The organism is Desulforhabdus sp. TSK (genome assembly GCF_022836495.1).
Lineage (GTDB): Bacteria > Desulfobacterota > Syntrophobacteria > Syntrophobacterales > Syntrophobacteraceae > Desulforhabdus.
The window spans coordinates 1-492 of sequence record NZ_BQXM01000137.1; the positions used below are offsets into that span (position 1 = coordinate 1).

General features: G+C 67.7%; 1 protein-coding gene. It reads right to left on the bottom strand.

Annotated features, from left to right (window positions below):
* Window positions 1-86 precede the first annotated feature (86 nt).
* A complete protein-coding gene (locus tag MWC30_RS21855) occupies window positions 87-335 on the bottom strand; it encodes a hypothetical protein (RefSeq protein WP_244086308.1) in 249 nt (82 codons plus the stop codon).
* Between the last annotated feature and the right edge of the window lie 157 nt (window positions 336-492).

Here is a 492-nt window from a genome sequence, read left to right on the forward strand (position 1 = left end):
CAGGAAGATGCAGATCCCCAGGAACCGGCCACACCCGGCCAGCCAGCCCAGCCAGGTGGGCGTCAGGAGGAACGAGTAGCGCTGCTTCATGCCTCGTCCTCCTCCAAGGGTTCGGTGCTGCGCCAGAACAGGCGCTGCTGCAGGAAGTTCTCCAACCAGCCGCGGTGCTCATCGCAGGCCAGCCAGATCTTGCGCCGTTCGGCGTCGTGGATCTTGGGGTTGTTCCAGAGGATCTGCCACACGGCGTCGGCGCGGCAGCCCGTGCGGGAGCAGTGCGGCACATCGGGGCCGGCATTGCCCTCATCGCCGCTGCCGAGTGAGCTCAGGAGATCCATCGTGTCCTATTCTCTCAGAGAGTTCAGCGGTCGCCATCGGCGTCGTCGCGGACGATCTCGCCCTCGATGACGGTGCCCGCGGCGCCGTTCTCCGAGGCCTGCGCGGACGCCTCCTGCTCCTCAGCCTCCCACCATTCGGGAGCCGCCGCGGGCTCCT

Excerpts from the sequence above, each read along its gene's own strand:
- MWC30_RS21855 (WP_244086308.1), bottom strand. The coding sequence starts at position 335 with ATGGATCTCCTGAGCTCACTCGGCAGCGGCGATGAGGGCAATGCCGGC.